Raw genomic sequence first — 14,151 nt, 5'->3', positions numbered from 1 at the left:
CTCACAGGCCGCGCTGCATCAGCTGTCCCATCAGGTCGGCACTGCGCTGCTGGAAGCCTGCCAGCTGGTTGGGTTCCAGGCCCCCCACGGCCAGGCGTGCCATCTCGTAGACGTGGCGACTCAGATCCTCGGCCAGCTGGAGGCTGGGGGAACTGCCGCCGCCGGTGATCACGGCACCGGAGGACAGCTTCAGCAGGCCCTCCACAAGGGGATGACGGCGGTTGACCAGCAGCACGTGGTGGTCGGGCAGACCCGGCAGCCGCTGCTCCATCAAGGCCCCCATGTCGTTGAGGCGGCGCATCTGCTCAGGCAGCAGGATCAGGGCGGCCGGGGAACCCTCTCCCTTCAGCGACTGCACCTGGACGGTGATCTTGTCGTTGGCGAGGGCGGCCTTGAACAGACCCCGCAGCTTCTCGCCGTTGTCGACGCCGTCGGCATCCGCCAGCTCGCTCTCCGGCTCATGCAGGCTGTCATCGAGTTCGGCGTCGACCCGCTGGAAGCGGAGGTCACCGTGGCGGGCCTCCAGCCAGGGGATGAACTGGGAATCGATCAGGGTGTCGGCGAGCAGCACCTCGGCCCCCTGCCCCTTCCAGAGGGCCAGGGCCCCGGCCTGACCGGCCTCATCGGTGCAGTAGAGGATGCGGGTGGCGTTGTCGGCCGGCAGCCGGCTGCGGTAGCCGGCCAGGGTGGTGTAGGTGCGGCCGTCGGTGGCGACGGGATCGGGGGCCACCTCCGCCTCCCCCTCCGCCGACGGCTCGCTGGCCGCCGCGGTGGTGCCGAACAGGATCAGGTCGGCCACCTGGTCGGCGAACTTGTCGTCCTCCATGGCGCCGATCTTGATGAAGGGGGCCAGGGAATCCCAGATCTCGGCGTAGCGGGCCGGCTCGTCGCGGTGCAGTTCCTTGAGCCGGTCGCCCACCTTCTTGGCCACGAAGCCACCGATCGAGCGCACCCGGCGGTCGGTCTGCAGGGCGCTGCGGCTCACGTTGAGCGGGATGTCGGGCGAATCGATCACGCCGCGCAGGGGCAGCAGGTAGCGGGGCACCACCTCCTTGATCGAATCGCTGACGAACACCTGGTTGCAGTAGAGGCGGATCTCACCCTTCTCCCAGTCGGCCCGCCCGGTGATCCTGGGGAAATAGAGAATGCCCTGCAGGTTGTAGGGGTAGTCGGTGCTGAGATGCACCCAGAGCAGGGGATCCCCCTGGAAGGGGTAGAGATAGCGGTAGAGGGTGATGTAGTCGTCGTCGCCCAGATCCCGGGGGCTCTTGCGCCAGGGGGCCTCCCGCTTGTTGACGGTTTCGCCGTCCAGCTGCACCGCCACCGGCAGGAAGTCGCAGTAGGTGGTGATCAGGGTGCGGATCCTGGAGGGCTCGATGTACTCCAGCTCCTCCTCCATCAGATGCAGGATCACGTCGGTGCCGGGTTCGGACCGTTCCGCCCCTTCAAGACTGAAGTTGGGCGAGCCGTCACAGCTCCAGCGCACCGCCTCGGCCTGGGGCCTGGCGCTGAGGCTGACCAGCTCCACCCGGGAGGCCACCATGAAGCTGGAATAGAAGCCCAGGCCGAAGTGGCCGATGATGGCGTCGCTCTCGCTCTTGTATTTCTCGAGGAAGTCTTCGGCGCTGGAGAAGGCCACCTGGTTGATGTAGCGCTTCACCTCATCGGCGGTCATGCCGATGCCGTTGTCACTGATGGTGAGGGTCTTGGCTTCCCGGTCGATGCGGATGGAGATCGTTCCCTCATCCCCTTCGCTGCAGTCGCCGGCCATGGCGGCCATGCGCCGCTTGCTGATGGCATCGACGCCGTTGCTCACCAGTTCCCGGAGGAACACCTCATGGCCGGAATAGACGGCCTTCTTGATGATCGGGAAGATGTTCTCGGTGTGGATCTGAATCTGGCCCTGTTCCAGCACCGTCATGGCGAAAGAGAAGAATCGCCCTGAACCTAGGTGGGGGTGCCCGGCGGCTCAAGACCGGTGAGGGTGGGGTCCCCGAACCAGGGGGACATCAGCCGCCGGGCTTCTGCAGGTCGGGCCGCTCCTCGGGCAGGATCGCCCCCGCCACCGGACACACCTGCAGGCAGATGCCGCAGTCGATGCAGGTGTCGAAGTCGATCCAGTAGAAGGCCGTGCCCTTGCTGTTCGCACCCTGGCCGGGGTGGATGCAGGCCACAGGGCAGGCGTCGACGCAGTCGGCCACGCCCTCACAGACGTTGGTGACGATCGAATGGGCCATCGACGCGAAAGAGCGAGCGGCCGGATCCTAGGCAGCCAGCCACAGGGCACCGCGGCAGCCCCGTTCCGCCGCCAGCCGGTCCGCCGCCGCCTGGTCGGCGCAGGGCTGGGTGCAGAGTTCGGCGGCCTCGCCGCCGCCGTGCAGTTCCGCCATGCGGCGCAGGGCCGCCCCGAGGCCGGCGGCGGTGGCGCTGGCCACCAGCCACGGACCCGGGGGCTCCACGGCGGCCGTGGCGGTCGTCGCCGAATCGAGCAGATCCCGGATGGCTTCCACGTCGAAGCCGAAGCCGGTGCCGGCCGCCTGGGCGACGTCGCTGCAGAAGCGGCCCACCAGACCGTCGTAGCGGCCGCCGCTGGCGATCGCCACCGGGGCATCGCTGCCCTGGCAGACGAGCTTGAACACCAGCCCGTCGTAGAGATCGAAGTGGGGCTGGAAGGTGGGATCCAGCTGCACCCGCACCCCCAGGACGTCGGCCGGTTCCTGGACGCTGGCCAGGGTGGCGGCGAGGGACTCCAGCAGCGGCACCGGTCCGAGCCACTGCTCCAGCTGGTAGAGCACCCGCACCGGCTCACCCCGCAGGCCGATCAGGGCCATCAGCCGCTGGCGCTGGCTGTCGGGCAGGGAGAGGGCGGCGAGGGCGAGGGGATCGAAGTCGGTGAGGGCATGGCGGGCCGCGGAGCGCTGCTCCGCCGGCACCTGGCTCAGCAGGGCGCTGAGCAGGCCGTGGTGGCCCACCAGCAGGGTGGGGCGGTGCTCAGAGGCGAGCCCCAGGGTAGCCACGGCGGCCAGCAGCAGATGCAGCAGTTCCGTGTCGGCGGCAGGGGAGGGCTCGCCGAGCAGCTCCACCCCGCTCTGCAGCTGTTCGCTGATCCGCTGACCGCCGCCGTCGCCGATGAAGCTGCGGAAGGTGGTGCCGCTGGCCCAGAGCCGCAGGGGGCGGGGGCGGCCGAGCATGCGGGTGCTGGCGGCCCGGGCGATCGGAGCGGTGAGCTCCGGCCGCAGGCCGAGGGGCTCATCGGCCGCCAGCCGCACGAGCTCCCGTTCGGCAATGGCGCCGCCGGCCTCGAGGGTGTCGAGCCGCTCGATCGTGGGCGGTGCCACCTCCTGGTACCCCCAGAGGCGGTACACCGTGGCCAGCAGGTCGCAGAGTCGCCGGTTGCTGTCCACCTGACCCGGGTTCAGGTCCCGGGCGCCGGCGGCAGGTTGGAGGGCCATGGAGGGGAAAGCTCGGGCGGTGGGGTGGGGAGGGGCGGATCCTATGGAGCGTCGGCCGCGCCGCCGGCCGGGTCTCCGGCGGTGGCATCCAGCTCCGGGGCGCCGAAGCTGGCCCCGGTGAGGGGACGGCACTGGGCCAGTCCCTCGATCAGGGGCTGACGCAGGGCGGGGGTGCAGGCGATCACCCGTCCGTCGGCCAGGTCGAGGGGACCGCCGTCATAGGCGCAGACCTGCCCACCGGCCTCCTCCACCAGCACCACGCCGGCCACCAGGTCCCAGGGGGAGAGGCCCCGCTCCCAGTAGCCATCGACCCGGCCGGCGGCGACGAAGGCCAGATCGACCGCCGCTGCCCCTGCCCGGCGCACCCCGTGGCTGCGGTGGGTGAACCAGGCGAACTCGGCGTAGTTGTTGTCGAGGCGCCGCACCCGGTCGTACGAGAACCCGGTGGCGAGCAGGGAGTCGGCCAGGGCGCGGCAGTCACTGACGCTCAGCCGGCGGCCGTTGCACCAGGCCCCCCGACCCGGGGCGGCCCAGTAGTGCTCCTCCAGCACCGGCACCTCCAGGGCGCCGAGCAGGGGCAGGCCCCGCCAGCTCAGCCCCACGGAGGTGCCGAAGAACGGGAAGCCGTGGGCGTAGTTGGTGGTGCCGTCGAGGGGGTCGACGCACCAGAGCAGATCCCCCTGGCCGGCGAGCTGGCCACTTTCCTCCGCCAGCACGGCCACGGTGGGGCTTCCGGCCGCCAGGACCGCCAGCACGGCCGCCTCGGCCGCCAGATCCGCTTCGGTGACAAGGTTGCCCGCCGTGCCCTTCTCCTTCACCTGCTCCAGCCGGCCGAAGTGGCGCCGGAGTTCACGGCCGCCGGCTTCCGCTGCTTCACGGGCCACCTGCAGGAGCCGCTCCAGCTCGGGGGCATCAAGGCCGGACCCCTCCAGGGCCCGTTGGCAGAGGGAGCTCATTCGTCGTCCAGGGGCAGGCCGGGACGCACCAGACCGCGGGCGAAGAAACGGCCGAACTGGCGGTCGTAGACCTCGTCCTCGTCCTGGGTCTCCACCTCCAGGGGGCCGGTGGCCCGGGCCACGCACAGCAGGCCGTAGCCCTCCTCGCGCAGCTGCTTCGAGAGGCCGAGGGCCTCCCGCTGGTCGATGCTTCCATCCAGCACCCGCACGGCGCAGGCGGTGCAGCAGCCGTTGCGGCAGCTGAAGGGCAGCGGCTCTCCCTGGGCCTCGAAGCTGCGCAGGATGTACTCCCCTTCCGGAACGTCGAGACGGATGACACGGTTGGTCTGTCGCCAGTGGACCGTGATCGGGTGGGTGCGGGTCATGGGGCGCTGGGGGGCGTGGTGCAGCCCCTGCTACATTGCCATCTGCCCCATTTCGCCGCTGGAGAGGTGGCCGAGTGGTCGAAGGCGCAGCACTGGAAATGCTGTATAGGGGCAACTCTATCGAGGGTTCGAATCCCTCCCTCTCCGTTTGATGAAGCCGGTCCCCAGGGCCGGCTTTTTTTTCGCCCTTCGCTACAGGAGTCGACACAGGAAAATCCCGCCAGCCCTGGCAGCGAGCGGGATGTCTGGGTTGGTTTGCTGATGCCGCCTCCCCGCATCGGGGGTTCAGCCGAAGCGTCCGCTGACGTAGTCGAGGGTCGACTGCTGGCTGGGGGAGTTGAAGATGTTCTCGGTCTCGTTGAATTCCACCAGATAGCCCACCTTGCCGGTGCCACCTTCAACGGCCTCGGCATTGAAAAAGGCCGTCATGTCGGCGACACGCACCGCCTGCTGCATGTTGTGGGTGACGATCATGATGGTGTAGCTGCGCTTCAGTTCGTGCATCGTCTCCTCGATCTTGAGGGTCGAGATCGGATCGAGGGCCGAGCAGGGTTCGTCCATCAGGATCACCTCCGGTTCGGTGGCGATGGCCCGGGCGATGCAGAGGCGCTGCTGCTGGCCGCCGGAGAGGGAGAAACCGCTTTCCTTGAGCTTGTCCTTGCACTCGTCCCAGACGGCCGCCTTGCGCAGGGAACGCTCCACCAGTTCGTCCATGTCGCCCTTGTAGCCGTTGATCCGGGCACCGAAGGCGATGTTTTCGTAGATCGACTTGGGGAAGGGATTGGGTTTCTGGAAGACCATGCCGATGCGCCGTCTCACCTCCACCGGATCCACCCGCCTGTCGTAGAGATCGTGCTGATCGAAGATCACCCGGCCCTTGAGGCTGCAGCCTGGAATCAGGTCATTCATGCGGTTGAGAGCCCGCAGCACCGTGCTCTTGCCGCAGCCCGAGGGTCCGATGAAGGCGGTCACCTTGCCCTTGGGCAGATCCATGTAGACGTTCTTGACCGCCTCGAAGCTGCCGTAGGAGATGGTGACGTCCTGCAGGGACATGCAGACGTCGCTGGCCACGGTGGAGGAAGGGGAAGCAGTCATGTCAGGGATGGGGTGAGACGGAGCCGGAGGGGATGGGGAAGGAGAGGACGTCAGGTGCGCGACACCCGGCTGATCCAGCGGGCCAGCAGGTTGGCGCCGAGAATCATGATCACCAGCACGAAGGAGGCGGCCCAGGCCAGCTCGTTCTGGGCCTCATAGGGCATGATCGCGAAGTTGAAGATCAACACCGACATGGTGGCGATCGGATTGAACAGCCCCTCGGGCCAGAAGGGGGAGAACAGGGCGGTGAAGATCAGCGGAGCCGTTTCGCCGGCGGCCCTGGCGATCCCCAGCACCACCCCGGTGGCGATGGGGGTGAAGGCGGCCGGCAGGGTGATCCTGGTGATGGTCACGAAGCGGGAGGCGCCGACGCCGTAAGCCCCCCAGCGCAGTTCCTGCGGCACCAGCAGCAGGCCCTCGTAGGTGGTCTTGATCACGGTGGGAAGCATCAGCACCGAGAGGGCGATGCCGCCGGCCATGGCGCTGAAGCTCTGGTCGAAGAAGATCCGGGTGGCGACGATCAGGGAATAGATGAACACGCCGCAGATGATCGAGGGCACCCCGGCCAGCACGTCGTTGCCGAAGCGCACGAAGCGGGAGAACCAGCCGTTCTGGGCATATTCCGAGAGGTAGACACCGCCCCCCACCCCCACCGGAATGGCGATCAGGGAGGCGACCAGGGTCACCACGATGGTGCCCAGGATGGCGTTGCCGATGCCGCCGCCTTCAAGGCCGGGGGCCGGGGGCAGTTCCGTCAGCAGTTGAAGGCTGAGCAGCCGCCCCCCCTGGAACAACACGTAGATGATCACCAGGAACAGGGGAATCACCGCGACCACCGCGAAGAATCCGGCGATGGCGGTGGCGATCTGGTTGAAGCGGTTGCGCTTCAGGGACGGGTCGTAATGGAGGGTGAGCCGTTCCGTGAAGTGACGGGTCGTCGGCGGAGTCGAGACGGACATGGCCAGGGAACGTCGTGAACGCGGGTGGGTGGGATCGGAAGGGTTGCGGCTCAGTAGCGCAGGCTCAGGCGCCGCACGATCCACTGGGCCATCACGTTGACGACGAAGGTGAGGATCATCAGCACGACGGCCGCGTACATCAGGGCAGAGACCTGGATGCCATCCGCTTCGCCGAACTGGTTGGCCAGCATCGAGGAAATGGTGTTGCCCGGGGCCAGGAGCGAGACGCTGAAATTGAGGGAGTTGCCGATGATCATCGTCACCGCCATCGTCTCGCCCATGGCCCGGCCGAGGGAGAGCATCACGCCGCCCATGATGGAGGAGACGGCGGCCGGCAGGATGACGTTGAAGATGGCGCCCCAGCGGGTGGTGCCCACCCCATAGGCCCCCTGGCGCAGCTCGATCGGCACCTGGTTGAGGGCATCACGCGAGATGGCGGTGATGATCGGCAGCACCATCACCACCAGGATCAGGATCGCCGGCGCCGTGCCGGGACCCTGGGGTGCGGTGGCGAAGAACGGTGTCCAGCCCAGGGTGGAGTGGAGAAAGCCAAGGAAGGGGCGGATCGCCGGCTCCATCACGAAGATGGCCCACAGACCGAGCACCACCGAGGGAATGGCGGCAAGCAGTTCCACCATCAGGCCGATCAGATCCCTGACGCCACGGGGGAGCAGGTCCTCGGTGATGAAAATCGCCGTTCCCAGACCGATGGGCACGGCGATGAGCAGGGAGAGGATCGAAGTGACGAGGGTGCCGTAGATGGCGATCAGGGCCCCGTAGTCCTCGTTGACGGGGTCCCAGGCGGAGGTGGTCAGGAACCTGAGGCCGAAGGTGGCCATGGCCTCCTTGGCGCCGCTGAACACCGTCACGAAGATCGCCACAAGGACGACCCCCACCGAGGCGGCCAGCACGAGGGTGAGCTGGCGGAAGCCGATGTCGACCAGCTTCTCCTGGGGTGGCCGCCGTCTGAGGGTGAACGCGTCGGTGGAGGGGGTGCTCCTCATGCAGCAATGATGCCGGTCGGCATGGACGTTGCACCTGATCTCAGCACGAGTTTCAGTCGGCCCGTTTAAGCTCGGTTTAACGGTCGACGGGCTCCGGTAGCGTTGGGCCGCCATCAGGACTTCCATGGGGCGCATCGTCGGCATCGATCTGGGCACCACCAATTCGGTGGTGGCCGTGCTCGAAGGCGGCAGGCCCCAGGTCATCGCCAATGCGGAAGGGGGGCGCACCACCCCTTCGGTGGTGGGGTTCAGCCGTGACCAGGAGCTGCTGGTGGGCCAGCTGGCCCGGCGCCAGTTGGTGCTCAATCCCCGCAACACCTTCGCCAACCTCAAGCGCTTCGTCGGCCGCAGCTGGGACGAACTCGACGAGGGCAGCCTGGGCGTGCCCTACAGCGTGCGCGCCAACGACCAGGGCAACGTGCGTGTGATCTGCCCCGCCACGGAGCGGGAGTACGCCCCCGAGGAGCTGGTGGCCTCGATCCTGCGCAAGCTGGTCGACGACGCCACCACCTACCTGGGCGAAGCGGTGGAGGCGGCCGTGATCACGGTGCCGGCCTACTTCAACGATGCCCAGCGCCAGGCCACCCGCGACGCCGGTCGCCTGGCGGGCATCACGGTGGAGCGGATCCTCAACGAACCCACCGCGGCGGCGCTTGCCTACGGCTTCGATCGCAGCACGGTCAAGCGGGTGCTGGTGTTCGACCTGGGCGGTGGCACCTTCGATGTGTCCGTGCTGCGCATCGCCAACGGCGTCTTCGACGTGATGGCCACCAGCGGCGACACCCAGCTGGGCGGCAACGACTGGGACCGCCGCATCGTCGACTGGGTGGCCGAGGCCTTCCTCGCCGAGCACGGCATCGACCTGCGCCGCGACCGCCAGGCCCTGCAGCGGCTCACCGAGGCCGCCGAGAAGGCCAAGCAGGAGCTCTCGGGCGTGCAGAGCACGCCGCTGTCGCTGCCCTTCATCGCCACCGGACCCGACGGCCCCCTCCACATCGAGACCACCCTGGAGCGGGGCACGTTCGAAGGCCTCTGCCCCGACCTGCTCGACCGGCTGCTGCGCCCGGTCCAGCGGGCCCTGCGGGATTCGGGCCTGAGTGCCGACGCCATCGACGATGTCGTTCTCGTGGGCGGTTCCACCCGCATGCCGATGGTGCAGGAGATGGTGCGCACCCTGATTCCGCGGGAGCCCTGCCAGTCGGTCAACCCCGACGAGGTGGTGGCGATCGGCGCGGCGGTGCAGGCCGGCATCCTCACCGGCGAGCTGCGCGACCTGATGCTCAACGACGTCACCCCCCTCTCCCTCGGGCTGGAGACGATCGGTGGGGTCATGAAGGTGCTGATTCCCCGCAACACCCCGATTCCGGTGCGCAAGTCGGATCTGTTCAGCACCTCGGAGGCCAATCAGTCGTCGGTGGAGATCCATGTGCTGCAGGGGGAGCGGCAGATGGCTGCCGACAACAAGTCCCTCGGCCGCTTCCGCCTCTCCGGCATCCCGCCGGCCCCGCGCGGCGTGCCCCAGGTGCAGGTGTCCTTCGACATCGATGCCAACGGCCTGCTGCAGGTGTCCGCCACCGACCGCACCACCGGGCGCCAGCAGAGCGTCTCGATCCAGGGGGGCTCGAACCTCAGCGAGGAGGAGATCAACAAGTTGCTGGAGGAGGCGGAGCGCAAGTCGGTGGAGGATCGCCGCAAGCGGGCCGTCATCGACCGCCGCAACCGCGCCCAGACCCTGGTGGCCCAGGCCGAGCGGCGGCTGCGGGATGCCGCCCTGGAGCTGGGCCCCGCCGGTGCCGACCGCCAGCAGCGCGCCGTGGAGCTGTCCCTGCGCGATGTGCAGGACCTGCTGGCCCAGGAGGACCCCGCCGACCTCGAACTGGCCGTGAGCCAGCTGCAGGAGGCCCTGTTCGGCCTCAACAGGCGCCTGCTGGGGGAACGGCGGGCGGAGAGCGGCCCGCTCCAGGGTCTCAAGAACACCCTGGGGTCCCTCAAGGACGAACTCTTCTCCGACGACGACTGGGACGACTGGGGCGGATCGGGCCGCTCCGACCCCTGGTCGAGCCCGCCCCGGCCGCTGCAGCGGGATCCCTACCCCCTTGGCCGCTTCGCCGAGCGGGAGGCCGGCTACGACGACGACTCCCGCCGCTGGGACAACGGACGCTCCTGGGATCGTCAGGAGTCCTACGACCGTGAGGTCTCCGGCGAACGGCACCGCCCACGCCGCGGCGGCCGCTACGACCAGGACGATCCCTGGGCCGACGGCTGAGGGTCGTGAGCCAGTCCCCCACCTCGGACCCGGTGGCCAGCGCCGCCCGTGATCACTGGCAGGTGCTCGGCCTGGCACCGGGCGCCGACGCCGCCGGCATCAAGCGGGCCTTCCGCCAGCAGGCCCGCCGCTGGCACCCGGACCTCAACGGCAACGACCCGGTGGCGGAGGCCCGCTTCAAGGAGGTCAACGAGGCCTACGCGGTGCTCTCCGATCCGGTCCGCCGCCGGGCCTGGGAGGCCGGGGAGGGTCAGGACAGCGCCGGGCTCGACAGCGACCCCTTCGCCTCAGGCTTTCCCCGCTTCGAGGACTACCTGGCGGAGCTGTTCGGCCAGGAGCGCCGCAGCCCTCGCGACTGGGAGGAGGAGCCCGTCGAGGAGGAGCCCGCCGCGGCCGGCGAGGTGGCAACGGCGCCGGCCTCACCGCCACCGGTGATGGCCGCCACCGACGAGGAGACCCTCGTGACCCTCACCCCGGAGCAGGCCCTCAGCGGACAGCGGCTGGAGCTGGAGCTGCGCGACGGCACGGTGGTGGAGGTCTGGACGCCGCCTCTGGCGGGCGATGGCTGGCGGCTGCGGCTGGCCGGGGTGGCGGCCGGCGGGGCCGACCACTTCCTGCAGCTGCGGGTGCGCACCGAGGAGGGCCTGCGCATCGACGGCCTGCGGGTGCATTACCAGCTCGATCTCCACCCCGCCGATGCCGCCCTCGGCTGCCAGGCGGTGGTGCCCACCCTGGAGGGCCCCGTGCGGCTGCGGGTGCCTCCCGGATCCTCCAGCGGCCGGCTGCTGCGGCTGCGGCAGCGGGGGCAGCGCCAGGGGGACCAGCGGGGCGACCAGCTGGTGGAGGTGAGGATCCTCGTTCCGGAGCGGCCGACGGAGGCGGAGGAGGCCCTGTTCAGGCGCCTGCGGGAGCTGGACCGGGAGCAGAACGGCCCCAGGGACGGGGACTGAACCGCCCATCGACCGCCAACGGATGAGACACTGGCCTGCGCCCCACCCCTGACGATGTGACAGACGGCGGTCTCCCACCCAACCCGGTGCATGTCCTGCTGTTCGATCCGGGCAGTGACCAGGAAGGCATCCACTCGCTCGAGCTCGGCGGCCGCACGGTGGTTCTGTTGTTTGAGAACCCCGACGACGCTGAGCGCTACGCCGGGCTGCTTGAGGCCCAGGACTTTCCGGTGCCCTGCGTTGAGGCCCTCAATCGCCAGGATCTGGAGGATTTCTGCGCCGAGGCGGGCTACGAGGCCCGCTTCGTCCCCGCCGGCTTCATGCCCGAGAGCGAGGAGGAGCGTCTGCTGCTCGCCCCGCCCGAACGCAACATGGAAGTGACGGGCTGGAAGGAGGAGCCGACGGCCGCCGAGGTGGAGGACCCCCATGGCCCCGCCGGCGATGCGGAGCTGGAGGCCTTCCGCCGTCGCCTCGAAGGTCTGCTTTGAGCGGCACCGGCGACGACAGGGGCCACCTGCTCACCGAGCGGCCCAACCCCGCCAGCGAGACCCTCGACCAGCTGCCGACGGCAAGCCTGGTGGAGCTGTTCTGTGCCAACGACCTGCTGCCCCAGCAGGCGGTGGCCGCCGCCGCGCCGGCCCTGACGGCCGCCATCGACGCCATCGCGGCACGCCTGGCGCGGGGCGGGCGCCTCTTCTACCTGGGGGCGGGGACCTCGGGACGGCTCGGGGTGCTGGATGCGGCGGAGTGTCCGCCCACCTTCTGCAGTCCCCCGGAGCTGGTGCAGGGCGTGCTCGCGGGTGGAGCCGCGGCCCTGCTGCGCAGCTCCGAAGGGCTCGAAGACCTGCTGGAGGCGGGCCGCGACGACCTCATCCAGCGGGGCTTCGGCCCGCATGATGCCCTGGTGGGCATCGCCGCCGGCGGCACCACCCCCTACGTGCTGGGGGGACTGGCCCACGGCCAGGCGATCGGGGCCCTCACCGTGGCCATGGCCTGCGTGCCCGCCCAGCAGGTGCCGATGCCCTGCGACATCGACATCCGCCTGCTGACCGGGCCGGAACTGCTGACCGGCTCCACCCGGCTCAAGGCGGGCACCGCCACCAAGATGGCGCTCAACATCCTCTCCACCGGCGTGATGGTGCGCCTGGGCAAGGTCTTCGGTAACCGGATGGTGGATGTGGCCGTCACCAACAGCAAGCTGGAGGACCGGGCCCTGCGCATCCTGCGGGATCTGGCCGGCGTTCCCCGCGAGCAGGGACTGGGCCTGCTGGAGCAGGCCGGGGGGTCGGTGCGGCTGGCGCTGCTGATGGCCGCCTCCGGCCTGGAGACCGGGGCGGCCCGTGCGGCCCTGGAGAGCCACGGCCCCGGCCTGCGCCAGTGCCTCGAAGCCCTCGGGGTCAGCCTGCCGCCGTCGTCGCCCCCTCTTCGCTGAACGGTCCCCAGTAGGGGGCGGTGAACAGCTCGGTGCGGCGCCGGGTGGCCGGCGGCACCTGGGCGGCCGGCGTCATCAGGGCATCGCGCAGGGCCTGGTGGGCCGGGCTGGGGGGCCGCAGGGCCTGCACCCGTTCGGCGGCCAGCCGCACGATCTGCTGGGCGAGGGCCGCATTGGCCCGCAGGTTGTCGATCACCAGCTCGACGGTGACGGCGTCATGCATCGCATGCCAGCAGTCGTAGTCGGTGACCATCGCCAGGGTGGCGTAGGCCATCTCCGCCTCCCGGGCCAGCCGTGCCTCGGTGTGGTTGGTCATGCCGATCACCGTGCAGCCCCAGGAGCGGTAGAGCTCGGATTCCGCCCGGGTGGAGAAAGCCGGCCCCTCCATGCAGAGATAGGTGCCGCCGCGGTGGAGCTGGCGCCCCTCCGGCATCAGGCTGTCGCTGACGTCGCCGAGGACCCGGGAGAGCACGGCGCAGTAGGGGTCGGCATTACCGACGTGGGCCACCAGGCCCTCCCCGAAGAAGGTGAGCGGCCGCTGCATGGTGCGATCGATGAACTGATCGGGCACCACCATGTCGAGGGGCCGCACGTTCTCCTGGAGGGAACCCACGGCGGACACCGACAGGATCCAGCGAACGCCGAGGGAGCGCAGGGCCCAGAGGTTGGCCCGGTAGGGAACCTCGCTGGGGGTGAAGGTGTGGTGACGGCCGTGACGGGCCAGGAACACCACCTCCAGATCGCCGATCCGGCCGATCCGCAGGCTGTCGGAGGGGGCTCCGTAGGGGGTGTCGACCGTCAGTTCGCGCACGTCCTCGAGGCCCTCCATGGCATAGAGGCCGCTGCCACCGAGCACCCCGAGGCGGGCCCGGGAAAGGTCGGACGTCGGCAGACCGCTGGCCTGGGTCGATGGGGAAGGGGGCTCGGTGGTGGCCATGGATGCGGGGTGCCCTGGACGGATACAGTCGAAGTTTGCCTCCTCGACCGTGCCCAAGGCCCTGATGGACACCGACGCCGGACTGATCACCATCGATCTGTTCGACGCCGATGCCCCCGGTACCGTCGCGAACTTCGTGAAGCTCTCGAAGGACGGCTTCTATGACGGCCTGGCCTTCCACCGGGTGATCAACGGCTTCATGGCCCAGGGAGGTTGTCCCAACAGCCGCGAGGGTGCCCGCGGCATGGCCGGCACCGGTGGCCCCGGCTACACGATTCCCTGCGAGATCAACGCCCAGAAGCACAAGGCCGGCAGCCTGTCGATGGCCCATGCGGGCCGCAACACCGGTGGCAGCCAGTTCTTCCTGTGCCATGGTCCCCAGCCCCACCTGGATGGCCAGCACACCGTGTTCGGCCACACCGAGAACATCGATGTGGTGCTGGCCCTGAAGAACGGCAGCCGGATCCGCAAGGTGACGATCGAGGACTGATCGAGGACCAGGCCGCGCCAGGCCTCACCGATGCTGCGCGACTGCGTCGGCTGGCCTGGCGATCACGTTTTCTGATCGATGCGATGGCGCTGCAGGCGTCCAGGCCCCTGAGTCCGCCCTTCCCACCCCAGGGATCGGGCGCGGCAGGGGCTGTGGACGATTCAGGGGCATGGCGCCCCGGACCACGATGGCGGTCGGGACGGGGAGGATTGTCTGCTCCACGGGAGGGAGCACCGTCGACGCCG

General features: G+C 69.4%; 14 protein-coding genes and 1 tRNA gene. 6 read left to right on the top strand and 9 right to left on the bottom strand.

What is annotated here, in order from left to right; genetic code table 11:
* Window position 1: 1 nt before the first annotated feature.
* The 5 genes from htpG to CJZ86_RS03830 form a co-directional block, all read right to left on the bottom strand.
* Window positions 2-1,921 (bottom strand): molecular chaperone HtpG, encoded by a 1,920-nt coding sequence (gene htpG, locus CJZ86_RS03850; RefSeq protein WP_094584617.1) that lies wholly within the window; start codon window positions 1,919-1,921, stop codon window positions 2-4.
* Window positions 1,922-2,009: 88 nt separating this feature from the next.
* Window positions 2,010-2,237 (bottom strand): ferredoxin family protein, encoded by a 228-nt coding sequence (locus tag CJZ86_RS03845; RefSeq protein ID WP_094584616.1) that lies wholly within the window; start codon window positions 2,235-2,237, stop codon window positions 2,010-2,012.
* 27 nt (window positions 2,238-2,264) lie between these two features.
* Complete coding sequence (locus CJZ86_RS03840; RefSeq protein WP_094584615.1) at window positions 2,265-3,452, bottom strand: ATP phosphoribosyltransferase regulatory subunit; 1,188 nt, start codon at window positions 3,450-3,452, stop codon at window positions 2,265-2,267.
* A gap of 41 nt (window positions 3,453-3,493) precedes the next feature.
* Entirely contained in the window at window positions 3,494-4,408 is a 915-nt protein-coding gene (locus tag CJZ86_RS03835; RefSeq protein ID WP_094584613.1) for an inositol monophosphatase family protein, read from the bottom strand.
* Window positions 4,405-4,773, bottom strand: coding sequence for a 2Fe-2S iron-sulfur cluster-binding protein (locus CJZ86_RS03830; protein ID WP_094584612.1), 369 nt, complete (start codon window positions 4,771-4,773; stop codon window positions 4,405-4,407). Before CJZ86_RS03830 ends, CJZ86_RS03835 begins: the two co-directional genes overlap by 4 nt.
* Window positions 4,774-4,833: 60 nt before the next feature.
* Here CJZ86_RS03830 and CJZ86_RS03825 point away from each other — a divergent pair.
* Window positions 4,834-4,920 (top strand) — tRNA-Ser (locus tag CJZ86_RS03825).
* Between the two features lie 138 nt (window positions 4,921-5,058).
* On the opposite strand, the gene pstB is transcribed toward CJZ86_RS03825, so the two are convergent.
* From pstB to pstC, 3 genes are read right to left on the bottom strand one after another with little or no spacing between them, the layout of a single operon-like run.
* Window positions 5,059-5,868, bottom strand: coding sequence for a phosphate ABC transporter ATP-binding protein PstB (gene pstB, locus CJZ86_RS03820; RefSeq protein WP_094584610.1), 810 nt, complete (start codon window positions 5,866-5,868; stop codon window positions 5,059-5,061).
* A gap of 50 nt (window positions 5,869-5,918) precedes the next feature.
* The gene (gene pstA, locus CJZ86_RS03815) at window positions 5,919-6,827 is read right to left on the bottom strand and encodes a phosphate ABC transporter permease PstA (protein ID WP_094584609.1); all 909 of its coding nucleotides are present in this window, start codon (window positions 6,825-6,827) and stop codon (window positions 5,919-5,921) included.
* 50 nt (window positions 6,828-6,877) lie between these two features.
* Window positions 6,878-7,831: a phosphate ABC transporter permease subunit PstC gene (pstC, locus tag CJZ86_RS03810; RefSeq protein WP_094584608.1), complete on the bottom strand. Its 954-nt coding sequence runs from the start codon at window positions 7,829-7,831 to the stop codon at window positions 6,878-6,880.
* A gap of 124 nt (window positions 7,832-7,955) precedes the next feature.
* Between pstC and dnaK the strand changes: the two genes are divergently transcribed.
* From dnaK to murQ, 4 genes are read left to right on the top strand one after another with little or no spacing between them, the layout of a single operon-like run.
* On the top strand, window positions 7,956-10,097 hold the full coding sequence (gene dnaK / locus CJZ86_RS03805; RefSeq protein ID WP_094584606.1) for a molecular chaperone DnaK: 2,142 nt from the start codon (window positions 7,956-7,958) through the stop codon (window positions 10,095-10,097).
* Between the two features lie 5 nt (window positions 10,098-10,102).
* Window positions 10,103-11,047 (top strand): DnaJ domain-containing protein, encoded by a 945-nt coding sequence (locus CJZ86_RS03800; protein WP_094584605.1) that lies wholly within the window; start codon window positions 10,103-10,105, stop codon window positions 11,045-11,047.
* A gap of 56 nt (window positions 11,048-11,103) precedes the next feature.
* Window positions 11,104-11,535 (top strand): DUF3110 domain-containing protein, encoded by a 432-nt coding sequence (locus CJZ86_RS03795; RefSeq protein ID WP_233133822.1) that lies wholly within the window; start codon window positions 11,104-11,106, stop codon window positions 11,533-11,535.
* Window positions 11,532-12,479, top strand: a complete 948-nt coding sequence (gene murQ, locus CJZ86_RS03790) for an N-acetylmuramic acid 6-phosphate etherase (RefSeq protein WP_094584603.1) — start codon at window positions 11,532-11,534, stop codon at window positions 12,477-12,479. Before CJZ86_RS03795 ends, murQ begins: the two co-directional genes overlap by 4 nt.
* On the opposite strand, the gene mtnP is transcribed toward murQ, so the two are convergent.
* Window positions 12,445-13,416 carry an S-methyl-5'-thioadenosine phosphorylase gene (mtnP, locus tag CJZ86_RS03785; protein WP_094584602.1) on the bottom strand — a complete coding sequence of 324 codons (972 nt, stop codon included), beginning with the start codon at window positions 13,414-13,416 and terminating at the stop codon, window positions 12,445-12,447. The genes murQ and mtnP overlap by 35 nt on opposite strands.
* A gap of 49 nt (window positions 13,417-13,465) precedes the next feature.
* Here mtnP and CJZ86_RS03780 point away from each other — a divergent pair, with 49 nt between their 5' ends.
* Window positions 13,466-13,906: a peptidylprolyl isomerase gene (locus tag CJZ86_RS03780; RefSeq protein WP_094584601.1), complete on the top strand. Its 441-nt coding sequence runs from the start codon at window positions 13,466-13,468 to the stop codon at window positions 13,904-13,906.
* Window positions 13,907-14,151: the final 245 nt, after the last annotated feature.

The sequence above is a fragment of the Synechococcus sp. BO 8801 genome, assembly GCF_002252675.1.
In the GTDB taxonomy this organism is placed as follows: domain Bacteria; phylum Cyanobacteriota; class Cyanobacteriia; order PCC-6307; family Cyanobiaceae; genus Cyanobium.
This window is presented reverse-complemented; position numbering and strand designations above follow the sequence as displayed.

What these genes read in the sequence shown, in the direction of transcription:
- htpG (WP_094584617.1), bottom strand. Translation starts at nt 1,921, where the DNA reads ATGACGGTGCTGGAACAGGGCCAGATTCAGATCCACACCGAGAACATC.
- CJZ86_RS03845 (WP_094584616.1), bottom strand. Translation starts at nt 2,237, where the DNA reads ATGGCCCATTCGATCGTCACCAACGTCTGTGAGGGCGTGGCCGACTGC.
- CJZ86_RS03840 (WP_094584615.1), bottom strand. Translation starts at nt 3,452, where the DNA reads ATGGCCCTCCAACCTGCCGCCGGCGCCCGGGACCTGAACCCGGGTCAG.
- CJZ86_RS03835 (WP_094584613.1), bottom strand. Translation starts at nt 4,408, where the DNA reads ATGAGCTCCCTCTGCCAACGGGCCCTGGAGGGGTCCGGCCTTGATGCC.
- CJZ86_RS03830 (WP_094584612.1), bottom strand. Translation starts at nt 4,773, where the DNA reads ATGACCCGCACCCACCCGATCACGGTCCACTGGCGACAGACCAACCGT.
- pstB (WP_094584610.1), bottom strand. Translation starts at nt 5,868, where the DNA reads ATGACTGCTTCCCCTTCCTCCACCGTGGCCAGCGACGTCTGCATGTCC.
- pstA (WP_094584609.1), bottom strand. Translation starts at nt 6,827, where the DNA reads ATGTCCGTCTCGACTCCGCCGACGACCCGTCACTTCACGGAACGGCTC.
- pstC (WP_094584608.1), bottom strand. Translation starts at nt 7,831, where the DNA reads ATGAGGAGCACCCCCTCCACCGACGCGTTCACCCTCAGACGGCGGCCA.
- dnaK (WP_094584606.1), top strand. Translation starts at nt 7,956, where the DNA reads ATGGGGCGCATCGTCGGCATCGATCTGGGCACCACCAATTCGGTGGTG.
- mtnP (WP_094584602.1), bottom strand. Translation starts at nt 13,416, where the DNA reads ATGGCCACCACCGAGCCCCCTTCCCCATCGACCCAGGCCAGCGGTCTG.